The following is an 18111-nucleotide window of genomic DNA, read 5'->3' as shown; positions in this document are numbered from 1 at the left end:
AACGCGCGGCATGAACCCCCAGACGCACACGCCCCCCAGGATGCGCGGCATGAACACCCAGACGGCGCACACGCACCCCGGGACGCGCGGATGAGCCGGGAAAAGTCCACCTTCGCCGACCGGTTGCTCGGCAGAGTCTCCCCGGCGGGGCTGCTCTCGCTCGCCGCTCCGCTCGTCGCCATCGCGTTCGCCGCGGCGATCACCATGGTCATCCTCTCGATCACCGGTGCCCCGCCGCTCGACACGCTGGTCATCATGGGCGAGTACGGCATCCGGCCGCGCTCGATCGTGCTGACCCTGAACTATGCGACGACCTACTACCTGTCCGCGCTCGCGGTGGCGATCGGGTTCAGGATGAACCTCTTCAACATCGGCGTCGACGGCCAGTACCGTCTGGCGGCGCTCACCGCCGCGGCCGTCGGCGGCGCGGTCGTCCTGCCCGCCCCGCTGCACGTCGCGCTGATCATCTTCGTCGCCATGCTGGTCGGCGCCGGATGGGCCGCGATCGCCGGGCTGCTCAAGGTGCGGCGCGGGGTGAGCGAGGTCATCTCCACGATCATGCTGAACGCGATCGCCACCGCGCTCGGCTCCTGGCTGCTCAACAAGGAGCGCCTCGCGGTCGAGGTCGCGGGCAGCAACAACATCGGGACCAGCCCGATCGGCCCCTCTGGCCAGGTGCCCGGAATGGAGATCATCCCCGGCACCCAGACGAAGGTGTTCGGACTGATCCTCCTCGCGGTCGTGATGGGCGTCCTCTACCACGTGGTGATCAACCGGACCCGCTTCGGCTTCGACCTGCGCGCCACCGGCCGCTCGGAGTCGGCGGCGGTGGCGAGCGGCGTGAACGTCAAGCGGATGATCCTCATCTCGATGATCCTGTCCGGCGCGATGGCGGGCCTGGTCGGCATGCCGCAGCTGCTCGGGGCCTCCTACAGCTACAGCCTGGACTTCCCGACCGGGCTCGGCTTCACCGGCATCGCGATCGCGCTGCTCGGCCGCAACCACCCGGTCGGCATCGCGTTCGGCGCCCTGCTGTGGGCCTTCCTCGACACCTCGGCGAGCATCCTGCAGATCCAGAAGATCTCCCCGGACATCGTCACCATCATGCAGGGCACGATCGTGCTCTCGGTGATCATCGCCTACGAGCTGGTCCACCGCTACCAGATCTCCGCCGAGCAGCGCCGGGTGAGCCGCCAGCTGGCGGACACCACCCCGACCAGGGAAGGAACACCGGCATGAGCCAGGGCGCCCTCACCACGCCGGAGGCTCCCTTCCTGGAGCCGAAGGCCCCCGCTCGCCGCTTCAGGGTCACCTGGCGGGTCCTGCTGCTCGCCCTGGGCGCGCTCATCCTGCTGCTCTCGTTCGCGCGGGCCGTCACCGGCGCCGTCGACCTCACCTCCGCAGGCGCGATCAACGCCTCCGTCGCGCTCGCCATCCCCATCGGCCTGGCCGGTCTGGGCGGCCTGTGGGCCGAGCGGGCCGGAGTGGTCAACATCGGCCTCGAAGGCATGATGATCATGGGCACCTGGTGCGGCGCCTGGGGCGCGCTCCAGTTCGGCAACCCGTGGGCGGGGGTCGTCGCGGGCGCGATCGGCGGGGCCCTGGGCGGCCTGCTGCACGCGATCGCCACCGTGACGTTCGGCGTCGACCACATCATCTCCGGTGTCGCGATCAACATCCTGGGCCTGGGCGTCACCCAGTTCCTGTCCAAGGTCACCTTCGCCGAGATGCCGGGCGGCGGCGACTCCCAGTCGCCTCCCGTCCCCAAGCCGGGCGTGGTGAGCGTGCCGGGTATCGGGGACCCGCTCAGGGCGCTGGAGGCCAAACAGTGGTTCCTGCTGTCGGACGTGGCGGGCATCCTGCGCGGCCTGACCACGAACGTCTCGCTGCTCACGATCCTGGCGATCCTGCTCGTTCCGCTCTCGTACTACCTGCTCTGGCGCACCGCGTTCGGCCTGCGCCTGCGCTCCTGCGGGGAGAGCCCGGTGGCCGCCGAGTCGCTGGGCGTGAACGTCTACACCTACAAGTACATCGCGGTGCTCGTCTCCGGCGCCCTGGCGGGCCTGGGCGGCGCGTTCCTGTCGCAGGTGGCCGCGAGCGCCTACCGCGAGGGGCAGACCGGCGGGCGCGGCTTCATCGGCCTCGCCGCCATGATCTTCGGTAACTGGCGGCCGGGAGGGCTCGCCGGCGGCGCCGTGCTGTTCGGCTACACCGACGCGCTCCAGCTGCGCAGGGGCGGCGAGTCGGTGCACGCGCTGCTGCTCGTGGTGACGATCCTGCTCGTCGGGGTCGCCGTCTACCAGCTCGTACGGCAGAACCGGACGCGGGCCGCGCTGATCACCGGGGTCGCGGCGGTCGCCGTGTTCGTCGTGTTCGCGCTGACCGACACCGTTCCCTCGGAGTTCACCTCCGTCACCCCGCACATCACCACGCTGCTGGTGCTCTCGCTGGCGGCGCAGCGGCTCCGCGCGCCCGCCGCGATCGGGCTGGCGTACCGCAGGGGACAGGGTAAGTGACCGTGACACGCGCACCTCACGAGCGGATCTGATTCGATGGGCACCGAGATGAGCAGCGAACCGAGCACCGGCCCGACCGGCGAGCAGGGCACCGAACCGAGTACCGAACCGGGCAGCGGGCAGGGCATCGACTGGGCGGCGCTGAAGGCCGAGGCCGTACGGGCGATGGGGCACGCCTACGCCCCCTACTCCAAGTTCCCCGTCGGCGCCGCCGCGCTGGTGGACGACGGGCGGACCGTGTCCGGCTGCAACGTCGAGAACGCCTCCTACGGCATCGGGCTGTGCGCCGAGTGCGGGCTGGTGTCCGCGCTCCAGGCCACCGGCGGCGGCCGTCTCGTCGCGTTCACCTGCGTCGACGGGCACGAGGAGCTCCTCATGCCGTGCGGCAGGTGCCGCCAGCTCCTGTACGAGTTCGGCGGCCCCGAACTGCTGCTGGAGACCATTGACGGCCCGAAGCCGATGGCGGAGATCCTGCCCTACGCCTTCGGGCCCCACGACCTGAGCCGGGGAGCCTGAGCATGGACGCCATCGACGTCATCGTCACCAAGCGGGACGGCAGGGAGCTGTCGGCCGAGCAGATCGACTGGGTGATCGACGCCTACACCAAGGGCGTCGTCGCCGACGAGCAGATGTCCGCGCTCGCGATGGCGATCCTGCTCAACGGCATGAACCGGCGGGAGATCGCCGAGTGGACCCAGGCCATGATCCGCTCCGGGGCGAGGATGGACTGGTCGTCGCTGCCGGGACCCACCACCGACAAGCACTCCACCGGCGGCGTCGGTGACAAGATCACGTTGCCGCTGGCGCCGCTCGTCGCCGCGTGCGGGGGATACGTGCCCCAGCTGTCCGGCAGGGGACTCGGTCACACCGGCGGCACCCTGGACAAACTGGAGTCGATCCCCGGCTGGCGGGCGTCGCTGTCCAACGACGGGATGCTCGACGTACTCGGCAAGGCCGGAGCGGTCATCTGCGCGGCGGGCGACGGTCTCGCCCCCGCAGACAAGAAGCTCTACGCCCTCCGCGACGTCACGGGCACCGTCGAGGCGATCCCGCTGATCGCCTCCTCGATCATGTCGAAGAAGATCGCGGAGGGCACCGGCGCGCTCGTACTGGACGTGAAGGTCGGCTCAGGGGCCTTCATGAAGAACGTGGAGCAGGCCCGCGAGCTGGCCACGACCATGGTCGAGCTCGGCACCGACGCCGGGGTCGAGACGGTCGCGCTGCTGACCGCGATGGACCGGCCGCTGGGCCGGGCGGTGGGCAACGCCCTTGAGGTCGTCGAGTCGGTGGAGGTGCTCGCCGGAGGCGGGCCCGCCGACGTGGTCGAGCTGACCGTACGGCTGGCGCGGGAGATGCTCCAGGCGGCGGGCATCTCCGGCGGCAAGGACCCCGAGCGCGCCCTCGCGGACGGTTCGGCGATGGACGTCTGGCGCCGGATGATCACCGCCCAGGGCGGCGACCCCGACGCCCCGCTGCCCAGGGCCGCCGAGACCATGGAGATCACCGTTCCCTCCTCGGGCGTGCTGTCCCGGCTCGACGCGTACGGCGTGGGCCTGGCGGCCTGGCGGCTCGGCGCGGGCAGGGAGCGCAAGGAGGACCCGGTGTCGTTCGGCGCGGGCATCGTGCTGCACGCCAAGCCCGGGGACACGGTCCGCGAGGGGCAGCCGCTGATGACGCTGCACGCCGACGAGACCTCGCGCTTCGAGCGGGCGCTCGCCGCCCTCGAAGGCGCCTACACCGTCGGCGAGACCGCCGACCCCGACCTGCTGCCGCTGGTGATCGACCGCGTCACCGCCTGACGCCCGGTGCGTCCTCGCGTCCGGAGCGCCTCCGCCGTCAGGGGGACGTCGGGGTGCTTGACTCCCCCCTCGACAAGGTGTCACGATCCGGCCAGGGCGCATGTGGTCGGCCGGAGGGTGAACCTCTCCGGGGATCTGAGCATCTAACGGGGCAGGAGGCTCATCATGAACCGCACCCTCGTTCCTCTCGCGCTCGTCCCCGTGCTCCTGTTCGCGGCCGGCTGCGGCTCGGCCACGCAGACCGCGACCCCCTCCCCGGCGGACACGCCGACCACGGCGACCACGGCTCCGGCGGATCCGTCCTCCACGTCGACCACGTCCCCCACGCCCTCCGCCGCCACGGCGGCCCTCCTTCCTCCGACGAGCACCAAGGAGGTCGAGGTCGACCGCACCGTCTCCACCCAGCCGATCGTCACCGGGGCCCGGTTCGCCGAGCACCAGGGGTTCGACCGGGTGGTGATCGACCTCAAGGGCGAGCTGCCGGGCTACCGGGCACGGTGGGTCTCCGAACTCGTCCAGGACGGCTCGGGAGACAAGGTCGACGTCAAGGGCGGTGCCTACCTGCAACTGACGATCACCCCGGCCGTCGCGCACACCGAGGCGGGCCAGTCCACCTGGAAGGGCGGCCCGATCTTCCAGGCCCAGCTGGGCAACGTCCAGAACGTGGTCAAGGTCGGCGATTTCGAGGGCGTGGTGAGCGTGGGCGTCGTCCTCGACCGCAAGGCGCCGTTCCGGGTTCTGGAGCAGAAGAGCCCGAACCGGCTGGTCGTCGACATCTCGCACTGAGAGCCCCGGGGGCACTGAGGGTCCTGAGGGCGCCGAGGGTGGCTGGAGGTGCGGCGCCGAGGGCGCTGAGGGCGCTCGAAGACGCCAAGGTGTTCAGAGGCCGGAGACACCGGCGTACCGAAGCGTCGGGGTGCCGAGAGGGCGGGAGCATCGGGAGGGGAGAGTGCCGGGGAACCGGATGGCGCCGGGCCCCGAGACCGGGTGACAGACTGGCCTGATGGTACGCAAAATCGACAGCGCGACACGGATTCCCGTCCCCGGTGGCAAGACGATCGACGAATACGTCGGTCTGGCCAACAGCGGCGACCCTCGAATCTCGATCGCGTACATGAAGGCCCCGGCCGGGTGGGACGAACCCGCCCAGACGCCGGAGTTCGCCGAATACACGCTGGTGCTCAAGGGCGTCGTCGTCGTGGAGCACGACGAGGGCACGACCGAGGTCGGCGTGGGGCAGGCGTTCCTGTGCGAGCCGGGGGAGCGGATCCGCTACAGCGCAGGTCCCGACGGCGCCGAGTACGTCGCCGTCTGCCTGCCGGCCTTCTCCCCGGAGACCGTCAACCGCGAGGGTGAGTGAAGGGGCGGCACCCGGTGACGGTTCGTCGCGCGTCGATCCCGGTGTCTCCGTACCGGGATCGGCGCCGCGTCCCCTCGTGGTCCCTCGCGCGGGACACCCGTATGAACATTCCCAGGCCGGGCCGTGACGGCGTCTTCGCGCAGGCCGACCGGTCAGGCCCCTGACGGTAAGGTTGCCGAATGAGTCAGCTACCCACTTTCGAGCAGATCCGCCTGGCTCCGAAGGTGTTGCTCCACGATCACCTCGACGGTGGCCTGCGGCCGGAGACCATCATCGAGCTGGCCCGCGAGTCGGGCTACGACAGGTTGCCCGCGACCGAGACGGAGAGCCTGCGCGCCTGGTTCAGGGAGTCCGCCGACTCCGGCTCGCTGGAGCGCTACCTGGAGACCTTCGACCACACGGTCGGCGTCATGCAGACGCGCGAGGCGCTGGTGAGGGTCGCCGCCGAATGCGCCGAGGACCTGGCGAACGACGGCGTCGTCTACGCCGAGGTGCGTTACGCGCCCGAGCAGCACACCTCCGCGGGCCTGAGCCTCGAAGAGGTCATCGAGGCCGTGCAGGAGGGCTTCGAGACCGGTTCGGCGGGCCGTGGCATCCGGGTGGGTACGCTGCTCACCGCGATGCGCCACCAGGCCAGGTCCATGGAGATCGCCGAACTCGCGGTCCGCTACCGCGACGCCGGGGTGGCGGGGTTCGACATCGCCGGAGCGGAGGCGGGCTACCCCCCCACCCGTCACCTCGACGCCTTCGAATACCTCCAGAGGGAGAACGCCCACTTCACCATCCACGCGGGCGAGGCGTTCGGCCTGCCGTCGATCTGGCAGGCGATCCAGTGGTGCGGCGCCGACCGGCTCGGTCACGGTGTCCGGATCATCGACGACATCTCCGTCCAGGACGACGCCGAGCCCAAGCTGGGCCGCCTGGCGGCCTACGTCCGTGACAAGCGCATCCCCCTGGAGATGTGCCCGACGTCCAATCTGCAGACCGGTGCGGCGGCCTCAATCGCCGAGCACCCGATCGGCCTGCTGCGCCGCCTGAACTTCCGGGTCACGGTCAACACCGACAACCGGCTGATGAGCGGTACGTCCGTCTCCGAGGAGTTCGCCAAGCTGTCGGAGGCGTTCGGCTACGGCTGGGACGACATGCAGTGGTTCACCGTCAACGCCATGAAGTCGGCGTTCCTGCCGTTCGACGAGCGCCTGTCGCTCATCAACGGCGTCATCAAGCCCGGGTTCGCCCGCCTCAAGTGGCAGGTGTGAACGGGCTCGCCCGAGTGAAGTGAGCTTTTTTCCGATGAAGCAGGTGTTCCGCTCCAACCTCGCGATGATCGTCGGCTGGGTCTGGATGGCCTTCGCCGCGGTCAACGCGGTCGATCTGGTCGTCCGTTACAGCGGGCGGATGTCGATGATCGCCGCGGCGGTGCTGGCGGTGCTGACCGCGCTGGTCTTCGTCGGCTGCCTGCGCCCGGCGATCCTCCTCACCGAGGAGGGCGTCCGCGTCCGCAACCCGCTGAGAAACGCCTTCGTGCCCTGGCTGGGCGTGGACGAGGTCACGGTCTCCCACTCGATCACGATCACCTCCGGCGGTGAGAGCATCCGCTGCTGGGTGCCGCAGACCTCCGCCCGCGAGCGGGCGGCGGCCGCGCGCAGGGGGAGGGCCGCCTCCGCGCCCGCCCGGGGTCGCTTCAGGACCGAGCCGGTCCGCTCGAAGGCCGAGCAGGCCGCCGCCGAGGCGCTGGCGGGCAGGACCCACGCCGACTGGGTGGCCGAGCAGATCACCGAACGCGCGGAATCCGCCAGGCGCGCGGCCTCGCTCGCCGAGACCACGAAGGACGACGCGACCGGGCCGGGGGCGGCGACCGAGGGGAGCGGCGGAACCGGAGCCGAGCCCGGAGCGGGCGTCGTGTCCGAGGCCGGAGCCGTGTCCGAGGCCGGAGCCGCGTCTGAGGAGGGCGTCATACCTGAAGCCGGTGCCGCGTCCGAAGCGGGTGCCGCGCCCGGAACCGGCGGGCTCACGATCACCTGGTCGCCGGGCGCACTGGCCGCGCTGGCCGCCGCCGCCCTGCTGGTGATCGCCGCCTTCCTCGCCTGACGGGGTCGGAGGCCGGGAGCCGTGAGGGGGGCAGCGGCAGGGAGTCCTGACGCGGTCAGAGGCCGAGGGCCTCGGTGAGGTCGGCCTTCAGCGTGTCGAGATCCCGTACGGCCAGCGCGCGGGCCTCGGAGACCTCGCCGGTCACCGGGACCACGACCTCCAGGTAGCACTTGAGCTTGGGCTCGGTCCCCGAGGGACGGACGACGACCCGGGCTCCTCCCGCCAGGTGGTAGCGCAGACCGTCGGTGGGCGGCAGCCCGCCCGTGCCGAGGCTCAGGTCGTCGGCCGTCTCGACCTCGCGACCGCCGAGCCGCGCGGGCGGCGCGTCTCGCAGGCGGGACATGGCCCCGGTGATCAGCGACAGGTCGGCCACCCGGAAGGACAGCTGGGAGGTGGCGTGCAGACCGTGACGGCGGGCCAGGTCGTCCAGGAGACCGAGCAGGCCGCGACCCTCCAGCTTCGCCTGCGCGGCGATCCCGGCCACGGTCAGCGCCGCGCCGATGCCGTCCTTGTCGTGCACGGGCAGTCCGAGGCCGGAGCCGACGCTGTATCCCAGCGCCTCCTCGTACCCGAACAGCAGGCCCTCACCGGCCTTCATGATCCACTTGAAGCCGGTGAGGGTCTCGGCGCAGCGCACCCCGTACTCGGCGGCGATCTTGCCGAGCAGGGACGACGACACGATGGTGGTCGCCACCAGGCGGCCGTCACCCGAGGTCCGCCGGATCACGTGTTCGCCCAGCAGGGCGCCCACCTCGTCACCGGTCAGCATCCGGTAGCCGCCGCCGGGGAGCGGCACGCCCACCGCGCAGCGGTCCGCGTCGGGATCGTTGGCCAGCACCAGATCCGCGCCCACGCGTTCGGCGAGCTCCAGGGCGAGGTCCATCGCGCCCGGCTCCTCCGGGTTGGGGAAGGCGACGGTGGGGAAGTCGGGATCGGGCGCGGCCTGCGCCTCGACGGTCGCGGGCGCGTCGAACCCCGCGGCGGCGAAGGCCCTGGCCAGGGTGTCGCCGCCCACGCCGTGCAGCGGGGTGTACGCCACCCGCAGCTCGCGGGCGTCGCCGATCGGGAGTGCGGTCACCGCCTCCAGGTAGGCGTCCACGACGCCGTCGTCCAGCTCGTTCCACGCCGGGTCGCCGGGGGAGCCGAGGGGCAGTTCGGAGACGGGCCCCGTGGCGTCGATGGCGGCGGAGATCTCGGCGTCGACCGGCGGCACGATCTGGGAGCCGTCGCCCCAGTAGACCTTGTAGCCGTTGTCGCGGGGCGGATTGTGGCTGGCGGTGACGGTCACGCCCGCGTCGGCGCCGAGGTGGCGGACGGCGAAGGCGAGCACGGGGGTGGGCAGCGGCCGGGGGAGAACCGAGGCGCGCAGCCCGGCCCCGGTGAGTACGGCCGCGGTGTCGTGGGCGAAGGCGTCCGACTTGTGCCGGGCGTCGTAGCCGATCACGACGTGTTTGCCGGGGCCGAGTACGCGGGCGAGCCCGGCCGCGGCGCGCATGACCGTCACCCGGTTCATCCGGTTGGGACCGGCGCCCAGCTCGCCCCGGAGCCCGGCGGTGCCGAACTCCAGCCGGGAGCCGAACCGCTCGCGCAGCGCGTCGCCGTCACCGCTCTCCAGCAGTTCCTTCAGCTCCGCGCGCGTGTCGGGGTCGGGGTCCTGGGCGAGCCAGGAACGGGCGAGCCCCGCGAGATCGCTGCTCATCGTCACCTCTCCGGCTACAGCTTGCCGACGATGCCGGCCAGCAGGCCGCCCATGCGCGTGGCGGTGGCGCGACCGACCTGCAGCACCTCCTCGTGGTTGAGCGGCTCGCCCACCAGTCCGGCGCCCGGGTTCGTGACCAGGGAGATGCCCAGCACCTCGGCGCCGCCCTCGCGGGCCGCGATCGCCTCAAGCACGGTGGACATGCCCACCATGTCGCCGCCGAGGATGCGGCACATGCGCACCTCGGCCGGAGTCTCGTACGTCGGGCCGCGGAAGGCCACGTAGACGCCCTCGGTCAGCGACGGGTCGGCCTCGCGGGCCAGCTCGCGCAGGCGTGGGGTGTAGACGTCGGTGAGGTCGACGAAGGTGGCGCCGGTGATCGGGCTGGCGCCGGTCAGGTTGATGTGGTCACTGATCAGCACCGCCTCGCCGACCTCCTGGGTCTCGGGGCGCAGGCCTCCGGCGGCGTTGGTCAGCACGACCGTGCCCACCCCGGCCTTGATCGCGGTCCGTACGCCGTGCACGACCGGGTCCACGCCGCGGCCCTCGTAGAGGTGGGTGCGGCCCAGGAAGATCAGTGCGTTCTTTCCCGACTCGGTTCGTACGGCGCGGATCCGGCCCGCGTGGCCCTCCACGGCGGGCGGCGCGAAGCCGGGCAGATCGGTCACCGGGATCTCGGCGACCGTCTCGCCGATCACGTCGGCGGCCGGGACCCAGCCGGAGCCCATCACCAGCGCGACATCGAAGGAGTCCACGCCGACGGCGCTTCTCAGCGTGTTCGCGGCGTCGGTGGCGAGTGCATACGGGTCATTGGTCACGTCAGTGAGCGTACCGGTCGTTCGCCTTCACACAGCGTTGTGTCCGCTGCTCAGGGGGAGTGCGCGGTCCCTCCCCTGCTCAGGTCCGTTTCCCGCTCGGGCCCGTCCCCGCCCGGCGGAGGGGATGACGCGTCCGGGACGCTCAGCGAAGGACGCGACGTGTCCGGGACGTTCAGCCGAGCCCTGTGACGGCCACCGAGACCAGGCCGACCGCGGCTCCGGCCGCGATCAGCCACGCCGAGTTCAGCCTCGTCCTCCACAGTACGAGCAGCGTTCCGGCCGTGAGCGCCCAGGTGAGCGGATCGACCAGGGAGATACGGCCGAGCTGGAACGCGACTCCGGCCATCAGCGCCAACGCGGCGGCGTTCACCCCGTCGAGCAGCGCGCTCGACCAGGCCCTCGACCTGATCCGGTCGGTGATCTTCGTGAGCAGCCCGACCAGCAGGAAGCTCGGCAGGAAGATCGCGACCGTGGCGACGATCGCGCCCGGAACCCCGGCGACCAGGTAGCCGACGAAGGTGGCCGTGGTGAACACCGGACCGGGGGTGAACTGGCCGATCGAGACGGCGTCGGTGAGCTGGGTGCCGGTGAGCCAGCCGAGCCGATGGACGAAGTCGCCCTCCAGGAAGGCGAGCAGGACGTAGCCGCTCCCGTACAGGACGGCCCCGATCTTGAGCATGGTGAGGAAGAGCCGGAGCAACTGGTCGGGGTCCTGGCCACCGGTGAGGACCAGGGGGGCGGCCAGCAGCGCCCGCGCGCTCCGCGAGCCGTCCTGCGGCGGTTCCGCTCCCGGCCCGCGCGGGCGGGAGCGCCGGGCGGAGGCCGTCCGCACCGCCACGGTCAACAGGGCCCCGGCGGCGAGCAGGAGCAGCTCGTTCACACCGAGCAGGTAGGCCGTCAGGACACCCACGGCCAGGATCCACAGATACACGGTCCCCAGGGCGGTACGGACCAGGGAGAGCAGGGCCCAGATGATGATCGCGATGACGACGGGCCTGATGCCGTACAGGATCCCGCTCACCGCCGGGGTGTGGCCGTAGTGGACGTACAGGGCCGCGAGCGTGCCGACCATGAGCGCGGCGGGCAGGATGAAACAGACCCCGGCGGACACCAGGCCGCGCCACCCGGCGCGGTCGTGGCCGATGTGGATGGCCAGTTCCGTGGAGTTGGGGCCGGGGATGAGGTTGGTCGCGCCGACCAGATCGAGGAAACGCTGCTCGGTCAACCAGCCGCGCCGCCGCACCACCTCGTCGTGCATCATCGCGATGTGCGCCGCGGGTCCTCCGAAGGCGATGATGCCCAGCCGCAGGAACAGCCAGGTCACCTCGCGCAGAGATGATCCGCGCCCGGGTTCGCCATCTTCGGGAGGTACGTCATTCACCAGGGAATCATGACATTTTTCCGGGTGAAGGCGGGGTGGCCTCCAGGTTAACTCCACCTCCCGTGCGTGTCCGCGTGCGGTCCGCTCGCGCCGGCCTTCCGCGTGACGGCGATCCGCGTGTCCGCGTGCGGGAGGTGACGAGCGCCCTCAGGCTCCCGGGGGAGTTCCCTCGGGAGAATCCGCCGTATGCGGCGCCGGGAGTGCTCTCGGGAGAGCCTCAGGCTCGCAGAGAACCCGGGGTCTCTACAGGGAGGTCAGCTTCCCAGCGAGGTGCAGGGACGCCCGCGCAGCTCCCTGACGTAGTCGTCGGGGGCACCCGCACGCTCGGCGGCCTCGGCCAGGATGCCGAGGTAGCGGGCCGAGGGCAGCCCGCCCTCGTACCCGTCGAGCACGTAGAACCACGCCACGACCTCACCCTCCATGGTCTGCACCCGGAGCTTGACCTTGTGATAGAGGCCGCGCGCCGCGCCCTCCCACTGGTCGAGGGAGCTCTCGTCCCACTCGGGCACGTCGTAGAGGACGACGAAGACCTGGTCGTCAGGGTCCTCGACGATGGAGGCGAGCGCGCCCTCCCAGCCGAGATCGTTCCCGCCGAAGGTCAGACGCCAGCCCTGGAGCCAGCCCGTCCCCCTGATCGGGGAGTGAGGGGCCCGCTGGGCCATCTGCTTCGGGTCCATGTTGCTGCCGTAAGCGGCGTAGACAGGCACGGAGACAAACACTAATCCAAGATCCGCGAGACGCTCACCAGGCTTCGAGGCCACGCCGATGACTGGTGGAATCTCGATGGTTTTGTGGTGGTTCCGTGGTTTGGGAGGGGTGTCCAGCGATGCCCGGTCCCGTCATGCGGGAGAATGGGCCATGTGACGAGGATAGTGATCATCGGTGGCGGTCCCGGCGGATACGAGGCGGCGCTGGTCGCCGCCCAGCTGGGAGCGCAGGTCACCGTGGTCGAACAGGACGGCCCCGGCGGGGCCTGCGTCCTCACCGACTGCGTACCGTCCAAGACGCTGATCGCCACCTCGGTGCGCAAGCAGGCGCTCCTCGACGCCAGCATGCTGGGAGTCCACTACACCGGTGGCCCCGACGGCGACGTCGGCGGTGTCATCGCCGACATGCCGCTGGTGAACAGGCGCGTCAAGGAGCTCGCCCGCGCCCAGTCCGCGGACATCGCCGCCCGGCTGGCGGCGGAGGGCGTCGAGGTGATCAAGGCCCCCGGGCGGCTCGTCGACCCGCAGGTGGTCAGGGCCGGAGACCGGACGATCCGCGCGGACGTCGTCATCGTGGCGACCGGCGCGACCCCGCGCATCCTCACCGGCGCCGAGCCCGACGGCGAGCGCATCCTCACCTGGCGCCAGCTGTACGACCTGGAGGAGCTGCCCGAGCACCTCATCGTGGTCGGCTCCGGCGTCACCGGCGCGGAGTTCGCGGGCGCCTACCGCTCGCTGGGCTCGGAGGTCACGCTCGTCTCCTCCCGCGACCGCATGATGCCCAACGAGGACGCCGACGCCGCCGAGGTCCTCGAAGAGGTATACCGGCGCCGTGGCATGAACGTCATGGGCCGCTCCCGCGCCGAGTCCGTCAAGCGCACTCCGGACGGCGTGGTCGTCACCCTGGAGGACGGCCGGACCGCCGAGGGCAGCCACTGCCTGATGACGGTCGGCATGGTCCCCAACACCGCGGGGATCGGCCTTGAGGAGGCCGGGGTCACCCTTGACCGGGGCGGCTTCATCCAGGTCGACAAGGTCTCCCGCACCTCCGCGCCCGGCGTCTACGCGGCCGGAGACTGCACCGGTGTCCTGATGCTCGCCTCGGTCGCCGCCATGCAGGGCCGAATCGCCGTCTGGCACGCCCTTGGCGAGGCCGTGCACCCGCTCCGTCTCGCGACCGTGGCCTCCGCCATCTTCACCGACCCCGAGATCGCCGCCGTGGGCATCGCCGAGCGGGCGATCGAGAACGGTGAGATCGAGGCCAACATCGTCAAGCTGCCCCTCGCCACCAACGCCCGCGCCAAGATGCAGGGTTTCAACGACGGCTTCGTGAAGCTCTTCTGCCGTCCCAACACCGGCATCATCCTCGGCGGCGTCGTGGTCGCCCCCCGCGCGTCTGAGCTGATCCTGGGTGTCTCGGTCGCCGTGCAGCAGAGGCTGACCGTCGACCAGATCGCCCATACCTTCGCGGTCTACCCCTCCCTGTCCGGCTCCGTCACCGAGGCCGCCCGCCGCCTCATGCAGCCCATGACCCCCAGCGGCATCTGACCGTCCGGCTGGAGAGGGGACCGGGACCCGGTCAACAAGGTCCGCTCGACTTTCAGGCAGACCTCGGACCGAAGTCGAACTCTCCGGCACGGACACCGGAGATGAAGGCGTCCCATTCCGCGCGGGTGTAGTGGATCATCGGTCCATCGGGATCTTTGCTGTGCCGTACGGCGATACGTCCAGTGCCGTCGTTCACCGCCCCCGCCTCGACGCAGTTGCCGCCGCCGTCGGCACTGAAGCTGCTGATATGCCAGGAAATCGGAGTGTGCTCGGGAGCGGACATGAGCGGTGCGGCTCCATTCATGTGGGCTGATGGAACTTTTCCGCGATCGCTGTGATCAACTCGATGGACTTCTTGGGGTCGAGCGAATCATGGCAAATGCGGTCGAACTTAGACGCAAGCCTGTCGGCGGCTTCGGTTTCTACGTATATCGCACCAGCAGGGCTCGGGACATAGGCGACCGCGGGGTAGGGGCCGGGGAGTTCGAAGATTCGAAAGGCGCCGTCGGGGCTGGCGTGGGCGCCTGCGCTCAGGGGCAACACTCGGAGCTCGATGTTCGTCTGGTTCGCGGAGGCGATGAGTCGATCGAGCTGATCATGCATGATTTCGAATCCGCCTACCCTGCGGCGCAGTGTGGCCTCGTCGAGAACCGCGATGAGGTTTGGCGCGTTGTCCGTCTCCAAGACCTGCTGGCGGGTCTGCCGGAACCTGATCCAACGGTCAACCTGTTCTGGATCTGCGGTGGGTTCCTCGGCTCGGATCATGGCGTCCATGTATTCCCTGGTCTGGAGCAGTCCCGGGATGACGAACGCGTCGAACGACCTGATCCTGTGAGCACGTGACTCCAGCCAGGCGTAGTCGACGATGTTCAGGGACAGGTCCTCGGAGTAGTTGTCCCACCAGCCGCTCTGCCAGACGTCGCGGCTCAACCGGATGAGCCCGTCTCGCCGCTGCTCCCCTGCGACGCCGTACAGATCGAGCAGCGCGATGACATCCGGTGTCCGGGCAGGGTACAGGCCGGCTTCGAAGCGGCTGACCGTGGAACCGTCGCGTTGCAGGAAATCGCCGGTTTCTTTGAGGGTGAGGTTGGCTGCCTCCCGTAGTTCACGGAGCTGCTTGCCCAGCCACTGGGACCGCAGAGTCACTCCGCGCTTGGCGTTCACGGACGCTCCCCTTTCATGTACGGACAGTGGTCGAAGGTTACACCTCTGTCACGCATATGGGAGGAGTTCACGATTCCGCTGTGCAGATTTGCAAGGCGCATGCCATGGTTCATCGTGTTCAACCCATTACTCTCTGTGTTCGAGAGGTTGTGAACGACATGAGAACGTTGGCGTGCGTTAGCCGCGCTCCTCGTAGCGAGGGGGCCACATCATGATCGGCGTAACGTGGCGTAGGTCTTTCTCCGGCGATCCGAGCCAGCTCCATGATGTCCGCCGACTCGTTGGAGCACTCCTGACCGGATGCCCCGTCCTGGATGACGCGATCGCCTGCCTTGCCGAGCTGGCTTCGAACGCGGTAGTCCACACCAAGTCCCGCGGCGACGTGTTCACGGTCGAGATCCGGCTGATGGATGGTTCCGTCCGGATCGCCGTAACCGACACCGGCGGGCCTACGACGCCGACCCTTCCTCCTCACGTTCGGGGAGAGGTGCTCGAAAGCGGGCGAGGGCTGGCCATCGTCGCCGCGTTAAGCACGTACATGGGCGCCGAGGGCGACGAGGAAGGCCGCACTGTGTGGGCGGAACTCAGGTGGGCTGTTCAAGACGGGCGCTGAGGGGCGGGGGAGAGGCCCCTGTCGCTTCCGCCTACCGGGGTGCTTCCGCCTACCGGGGTGCTTCCGCACCGCCGACCCCGAGACGAACGAGGGCCGAGGTGGCTGGTGGCGCCTCGCAGAGCGTCGTCCACCGCTTCCTCGTCCCCTTCGCAGAGCATCGGTTCGAGCACCTTACGCACACCTGCCTGATTGCCACCGTCCCGTCGAACGGTGTCAGTGGACGCGGGGGCGGAGGCGGGCGAGGGCGGCTCTGCCGTCCTGGACGGCGCGGGCCACGAAGTGCAGTTCCTCCTCGCGGCGGGCGACGAGAAGGGCCTGCTTGGCCGCCTCGTAGGCGTCGAGGGCGAGGCGCCAGTCGCGGTCGGCGGTCATGCCGCCGCGTCCGCTCACCTGGAACTCGTAGTCGAGCTGGTCGATCTCCTCGCCCAGCCGGGTGATGTCCTCCTCCGCGCCGTTCCGCATCAGGGCGAACCGGGCGTTGCGCCGGCTCCGCCGCTGGGCGCTGACACCCCAGGCCACCACGGTCAGCGCCAGGCCCACCGCGCTGAGCACGACCATGACGAGTCCCACGGACGGGCCGTCACCCTGGGCGGGTTCGTCCTGCGGGGCGTTCGTCTCCCTGGTCCCGAAGATGTCGAGGTCGGGCAGCGAGGTCGGCACCGCGACGCTGATGCCCGTGGGGGTGCCCTTGGCGCCGGTGAGGTCGACGTCGTCGGCCTGGATGAAGGACGCGGCCTCGACCAGCGCGCCGGTGAAGTCGGCGCCGTCAAGCTCGGCCTGGGTGAACTCGACCTCACTCACGTCGGCGTCCTTGAACGTCGCGTTGCGCAGGTTCGCCTGGCTCATCTTGGCCTCGCGGAGCCTGGCCCTGGTGAAATCGGCCTTGCGGGCCTTGAGCTGGCCGGGGGTGCTCTCCTCCAGGTCGGCGTCGACCAGCTTGGCGTTGGTGAAGTTGACCTGGGTCAGCTCGGCCCTGGTCAGCTTCGCCCCGGTCAGGTCCGCGTGCGGGAACTCCGCCTGCCCGGCCTCGGCGTCGACCAGGATCGCCTTGCGCAGGTCGGCGTGGTCGGCGTGCATCTGCCCCAGGTCGGCCTCGGTGAGGTTGGCGCCCCGCAGGTCGGCGTACTTCAGCGTGGCCTGGGTGAGGTTGGCCTGCCTGAGTGAGGCGCCGCGCAGGATCGCTCCGGTGAGGTCCTTCTGGATGAGCTCCACGCCGTTCAGTTTCGCCCCGGTGAGGTCGGCGCAGCGCAGGGTGGCGGGAAGCTGGGCGCCCCTGGTGAAGTCCTTGCCGCGCAGGTTGACGCCCTGACCGGGCTTGCACGGCCCGGCCGCGGCCTGGGCGGGAGAGATGACTGTCCCCGAGAGCGCGAAGATCGCGACGATGAGAGCCAGGGGGATGGGACGACGCACGGGAGCCTCCTTCAAAGCAGCCCCGATCGTGTCAGCGGACCATTGCATCACGCTAGACACCCACTTGCACCTTTCGCACCGGGGTTCGTGGACAACCCCCGGTGGATCCACTTCCGTCGCGTGACGGCGGGGCCCGCGCTTCCGGGGCCCTTCGCCTCCCGTTTTTCAAATGTTAAAGACATTTGGATTTTACCAGTATCCTGATTTCCGTTGTCTGGGAAAGGGGGCCGCGATGGTCCGGCTGATTCGAGATGCGGTGTGCTCGGACCTCTCCGAGCAGGTCCGCACCGGGCTGCGAGGACGAGCGTCGGCTCTCGCCGTGCGGCGTGTTGGAGCCGTACGAGGATCCGGTCACCACACCCCGAGACCTGGGAGCTGACGATGGCGACTCGGCACCTGTACGTGATGCGGCACGGCGCGGCGGACGCGTTCGGCACGTTGACCGACGTCGGGCAGCGGCAGTCCGAGCTGGTCGGGAAGCGCCTGGCCGCCCTGCCCGTCGACGTCGTGTGGCATTCGCCCCTTCCCCGGGCGGTGCGCTCCGCCCAGATCGTCGGCGAGCAGCTGCCGGGCGTCGCCGTGCGCGAAGCGGCCGAGCTGATCGACCACGTGCCGTACGTGCCGGACGAGATGCCCCCCGCATGGGCGGGGTTCTTCGACGGGTACGACGCCGAGGAGGCCGCCGCGGGCGCGGCCCTCGCGCACGCGCTGACCGACAGGTTCGCGCGCCCCGCGGAGACCGAGACCCACGAGGTCCTGGTCACCCACGCCTATCCGGTGGCCTGGCTGCTGCGGCACGCCCTCGACGCGCCACCGGTGCGCTGGCTTGGGCTGAACTGCGGAAACACGGCACTGACGGCGATCGAGTATCGCGACGCCGTGGCGCCGACGGTGCTGCTGTACAACGACATGGGTCACCTCCCGCCCGACCTGCGCTGGACGGGGTTCGGGCCGGGCACGCGGCCCTGAGCGCACGATCGACCAGGACCGTCCCCGGTGTTGCCG

At 70.3% G+C, this 18111-nt stretch carries 18 protein-coding genes; 11 read left to right on the top strand and 7 right to left on the bottom strand.

Features of this window, described 5'->3' with window-relative positions:
- Positions 1 to 90: 90 nt before the first annotated feature.
- The 8 genes from ABZ664_RS04085 (at position 91) to ABZ664_RS04050 (ending at position 7766) form a co-directional block, all read left to right on the top strand.
- Positions 91 to 1239, top strand: a complete 1149-nt coding sequence (locus tag ABZ664_RS04085) for an ABC transporter permease (protein ID WP_362502648.1) — start codon at positions 91 to 93, stop codon at positions 1237 to 1239.
- Positions 1236 to 2516: an ABC transporter permease gene (locus ABZ664_RS04080; protein ID WP_362502645.1), complete on the top strand. Its 1281-nt coding sequence runs from the start codon at positions 1236 to 1238 to the stop codon at positions 2514 to 2516. Before ABZ664_RS04085 ends, ABZ664_RS04080 begins: the two co-directional genes overlap by 4 nt.
- A 48-nt stretch (positions 2517 to 2564) precedes the next feature.
- Positions 2565 to 3032 (top strand): cytidine deaminase, encoded by a 468-nt coding sequence (locus ABZ664_RS04075; protein WP_362502642.1) that lies wholly within the window; start codon positions 2565 to 2567, stop codon positions 3030 to 3032.
- 2 nt (positions 3033 to 3034) lie between these two features.
- On the top strand, positions 3035 to 4315 hold the full coding sequence (locus ABZ664_RS04070; RefSeq protein WP_362502639.1) for a thymidine phosphorylase: 1281 nt from the start codon (positions 3035 to 3037) through the stop codon (positions 4313 to 4315).
- A gap of 165 nt (positions 4316 to 4480) precedes the next feature.
- Positions 4481 to 5101 (top strand): hypothetical protein, encoded by a 621-nt coding sequence (locus ABZ664_RS04065; protein WP_362502636.1) that lies wholly within the window; start codon positions 4481 to 4483, stop codon positions 5099 to 5101.
- Positions 5102 to 5318: 217 nt separating this feature from the next.
- Complete coding sequence (locus tag ABZ664_RS04060; protein ID WP_362502633.1) at positions 5319 to 5675, top strand: AraC family ligand binding domain-containing protein; 357 nt, start codon at positions 5319 to 5321, stop codon at positions 5673 to 5675.
- Between the two features lie 179 nt (positions 5676 to 5854).
- The gene (locus ABZ664_RS04055; protein WP_362502630.1) at positions 5855 to 6934 is read left to right on the top strand and encodes an adenosine deaminase; all 1080 of its coding nucleotides are present in this window, start codon (positions 5855 to 5857) and stop codon (positions 6932 to 6934) included.
- Between the two features lie 34 nt (positions 6935 to 6968).
- Positions 6969 to 7766, top strand: coding sequence for a hypothetical protein (locus ABZ664_RS04050; RefSeq protein ID WP_362502627.1), 798 nt, complete (start codon positions 6969 to 6971; stop codon positions 7764 to 7766).
- A 55-nt stretch (positions 7767 to 7821) separates the two neighbouring features.
- Here ABZ664_RS04050 and ABZ664_RS04045 read toward each other — a convergent pair whose 3' ends face one another.
- From ABZ664_RS04045 to ABZ664_RS04030, 4 genes are all read right to left on the bottom strand, one after another.
- A complete protein-coding gene (locus tag ABZ664_RS04045; RefSeq protein ID WP_362502625.1) occupies positions 7822 to 9465 on the bottom strand; it encodes a phospho-sugar mutase in 1644 nt (547 codons plus the stop codon).
- 14 nt (positions 9466 to 9479) lie between these two features.
- Positions 9480 to 10283: a purine-nucleoside phosphorylase gene (locus tag ABZ664_RS04040; RefSeq protein ID WP_362502622.1), complete on the bottom strand. Its 804-nt coding sequence runs from the start codon at positions 10281 to 10283 to the stop codon at positions 9480 to 9482.
- Positions 10284 to 10455: 172 nt separating this feature from the next.
- Positions 10456 to 11664 carry a chromate efflux transporter gene (gene chrA / locus ABZ664_RS04035; RefSeq protein WP_362502619.1) on the bottom strand — a complete coding sequence of 403 codons (1209 nt, stop codon included), beginning with the start codon at positions 11662 to 11664 and terminating at the stop codon, positions 10456 to 10458.
- A 254-nt stretch (positions 11665 to 11918) separates the two neighbouring features.
- Positions 11919 to 12371 carry a gamma-glutamylcyclotransferase gene (locus ABZ664_RS04030; RefSeq protein WP_350943474.1) on the bottom strand — a complete coding sequence of 151 codons (453 nt, stop codon included), beginning with the start codon at positions 12369 to 12371 and terminating at the stop codon, positions 11919 to 11921.
- A 153-nt stretch (positions 12372 to 12524) separates the two neighbouring features.
- Here ABZ664_RS04030 and ABZ664_RS04025 point away from each other — a divergent pair, with 153 nt between their 5' ends.
- On the top strand, positions 12525 to 13919 hold the full coding sequence (locus tag ABZ664_RS04025; protein ID WP_350943476.1) for an NAD(P)H-quinone dehydrogenase: 1395 nt from the start codon (positions 12525 to 12527) through the stop codon (positions 13917 to 13919).
- A 52-nt stretch (positions 13920 to 13971) separates the two neighbouring features.
- On the opposite strand, the gene ABZ664_RS04020 is transcribed toward ABZ664_RS04025, so the two are convergent.
- Both ABZ664_RS04020 and ABZ664_RS04015 read right to left on the bottom strand, forming a co-directional pair.
- The gene (locus ABZ664_RS04020) at positions 13972 to 14202 is read right to left on the bottom strand and encodes a DUF397 domain-containing protein (protein ID WP_362502615.1); all 231 of its coding nucleotides are present in this window, start codon (positions 14200 to 14202) and stop codon (positions 13972 to 13974) included.
- A gap of 17 nt (positions 14203 to 14219) precedes the next feature.
- The gene (locus tag ABZ664_RS04015) at positions 14220 to 15083 is read right to left on the bottom strand and encodes a helix-turn-helix transcriptional regulator (RefSeq protein WP_362502612.1); all 864 of its coding nucleotides are present in this window, start codon (positions 15081 to 15083) and stop codon (positions 14220 to 14222) included.
- 211 nt (positions 15084 to 15294) lie between these two features.
- On the opposite strand from ABZ664_RS04015, the gene ABZ664_RS04010 reads away from it, so the two are divergent.
- Entirely contained in the window at positions 15295 to 15696 is a 402-nt protein-coding gene (locus tag ABZ664_RS04010) for an ATP-binding protein (RefSeq protein ID WP_362502609.1), read from the top strand.
- Between the two features lie 213 nt (positions 15697 to 15909).
- On the opposite strand, the gene ABZ664_RS04005 is transcribed toward ABZ664_RS04010, so the two are convergent.
- A complete protein-coding gene (locus tag ABZ664_RS04005; RefSeq protein ID WP_362502607.1) occupies positions 15910 to 17106 on the bottom strand; it encodes a pentapeptide repeat-containing protein in 1197 nt (398 codons plus the stop codon).
- Between the two features lie 381 nt (positions 17107 to 17487).
- Between ABZ664_RS04005 and ABZ664_RS04000 the strand changes: the two genes are divergently transcribed.
- Entirely contained in the window at positions 17488 to 18075 is a 588-nt protein-coding gene (locus ABZ664_RS04000) for a histidine phosphatase family protein (protein WP_362502604.1), read from the top strand.
- The last annotated feature ends 36 nt before the right edge of the window (positions 18076 to 18111 follow it).

The organism is Streptosporangium sp. NPDC006930, assembly GCF_040635605.1.
Taxonomy (GTDB): Bacteria; Actinomycetota; Actinomycetes; order Streptosporangiales; family Streptosporangiaceae; genus Streptosporangium.
This window is presented reverse-complemented; position numbering and strand designations above follow the sequence as displayed.

Excerpts from the sequence above, each read along its gene's own strand:
- ABZ664_RS04000 (WP_362502604.1), top strand. The coding sequence starts at position 17,488 with ATGGCGACTCGGCACCTGTACGTGATGCGGCACGGCGCGGCGGACGCG.
- ABZ664_RS04080 (WP_362502645.1), top strand. The coding sequence starts at position 1,236 with ATGAGCCAGGGCGCCCTCACCACGCCGGAGGCTCCCTTCCTGGAGCCG.
- ABZ664_RS04045 (WP_362502625.1), bottom strand. The coding sequence starts at position 9,465 with ATGAGCAGCGATCTCGCGGGGCTCGCCCGTTCCTGGCTCGCCCAGGAC.
- ABZ664_RS04050 (WP_362502627.1), top strand. The coding sequence starts at position 6,969 with ATGAAGCAGGTGTTCCGCTCCAACCTCGCGATGATCGTCGGCTGGGTC.
- ABZ664_RS04065 (WP_362502636.1), top strand. The coding sequence starts at position 4,481 with ATGAACCGCACCCTCGTTCCTCTCGCGCTCGTCCCCGTGCTCCTGTTC.
- ABZ664_RS04060 (WP_362502633.1), top strand. The coding sequence starts at position 5,319 with ATGGTACGCAAAATCGACAGCGCGACACGGATTCCCGTCCCCGGTGGC.
- ABZ664_RS04020 (WP_362502615.1), bottom strand. The coding sequence starts at position 14,202 with ATGTCCGCTCCCGAGCACACTCCGATTTCCTGGCATATCAGCAGCTTC.
- ABZ664_RS04070 (WP_362502639.1), top strand. The coding sequence starts at position 3,035 with ATGGACGCCATCGACGTCATCGTCACCAAGCGGGACGGCAGGGAGCTG.
- ABZ664_RS04010 (WP_362502609.1), top strand. The coding sequence starts at position 15,295 with ATGATCGGCGTAACGTGGCGTAGGTCTTTCTCCGGCGATCCGAGCCAG.
- ABZ664_RS04055 (WP_362502630.1), top strand. The coding sequence starts at position 5,855 with ATGAGTCAGCTACCCACTTTCGAGCAGATCCGCCTGGCTCCGAAGGTG.
- ABZ664_RS04085 (WP_362502648.1), top strand. The coding sequence starts at position 91 with ATGAGCCGGGAAAAGTCCACCTTCGCCGACCGGTTGCTCGGCAGAGTC.
- ABZ664_RS04075 (WP_362502642.1), top strand. The coding sequence starts at position 2,565 with ATGAGCAGCGAACCGAGCACCGGCCCGACCGGCGAGCAGGGCACCGAA.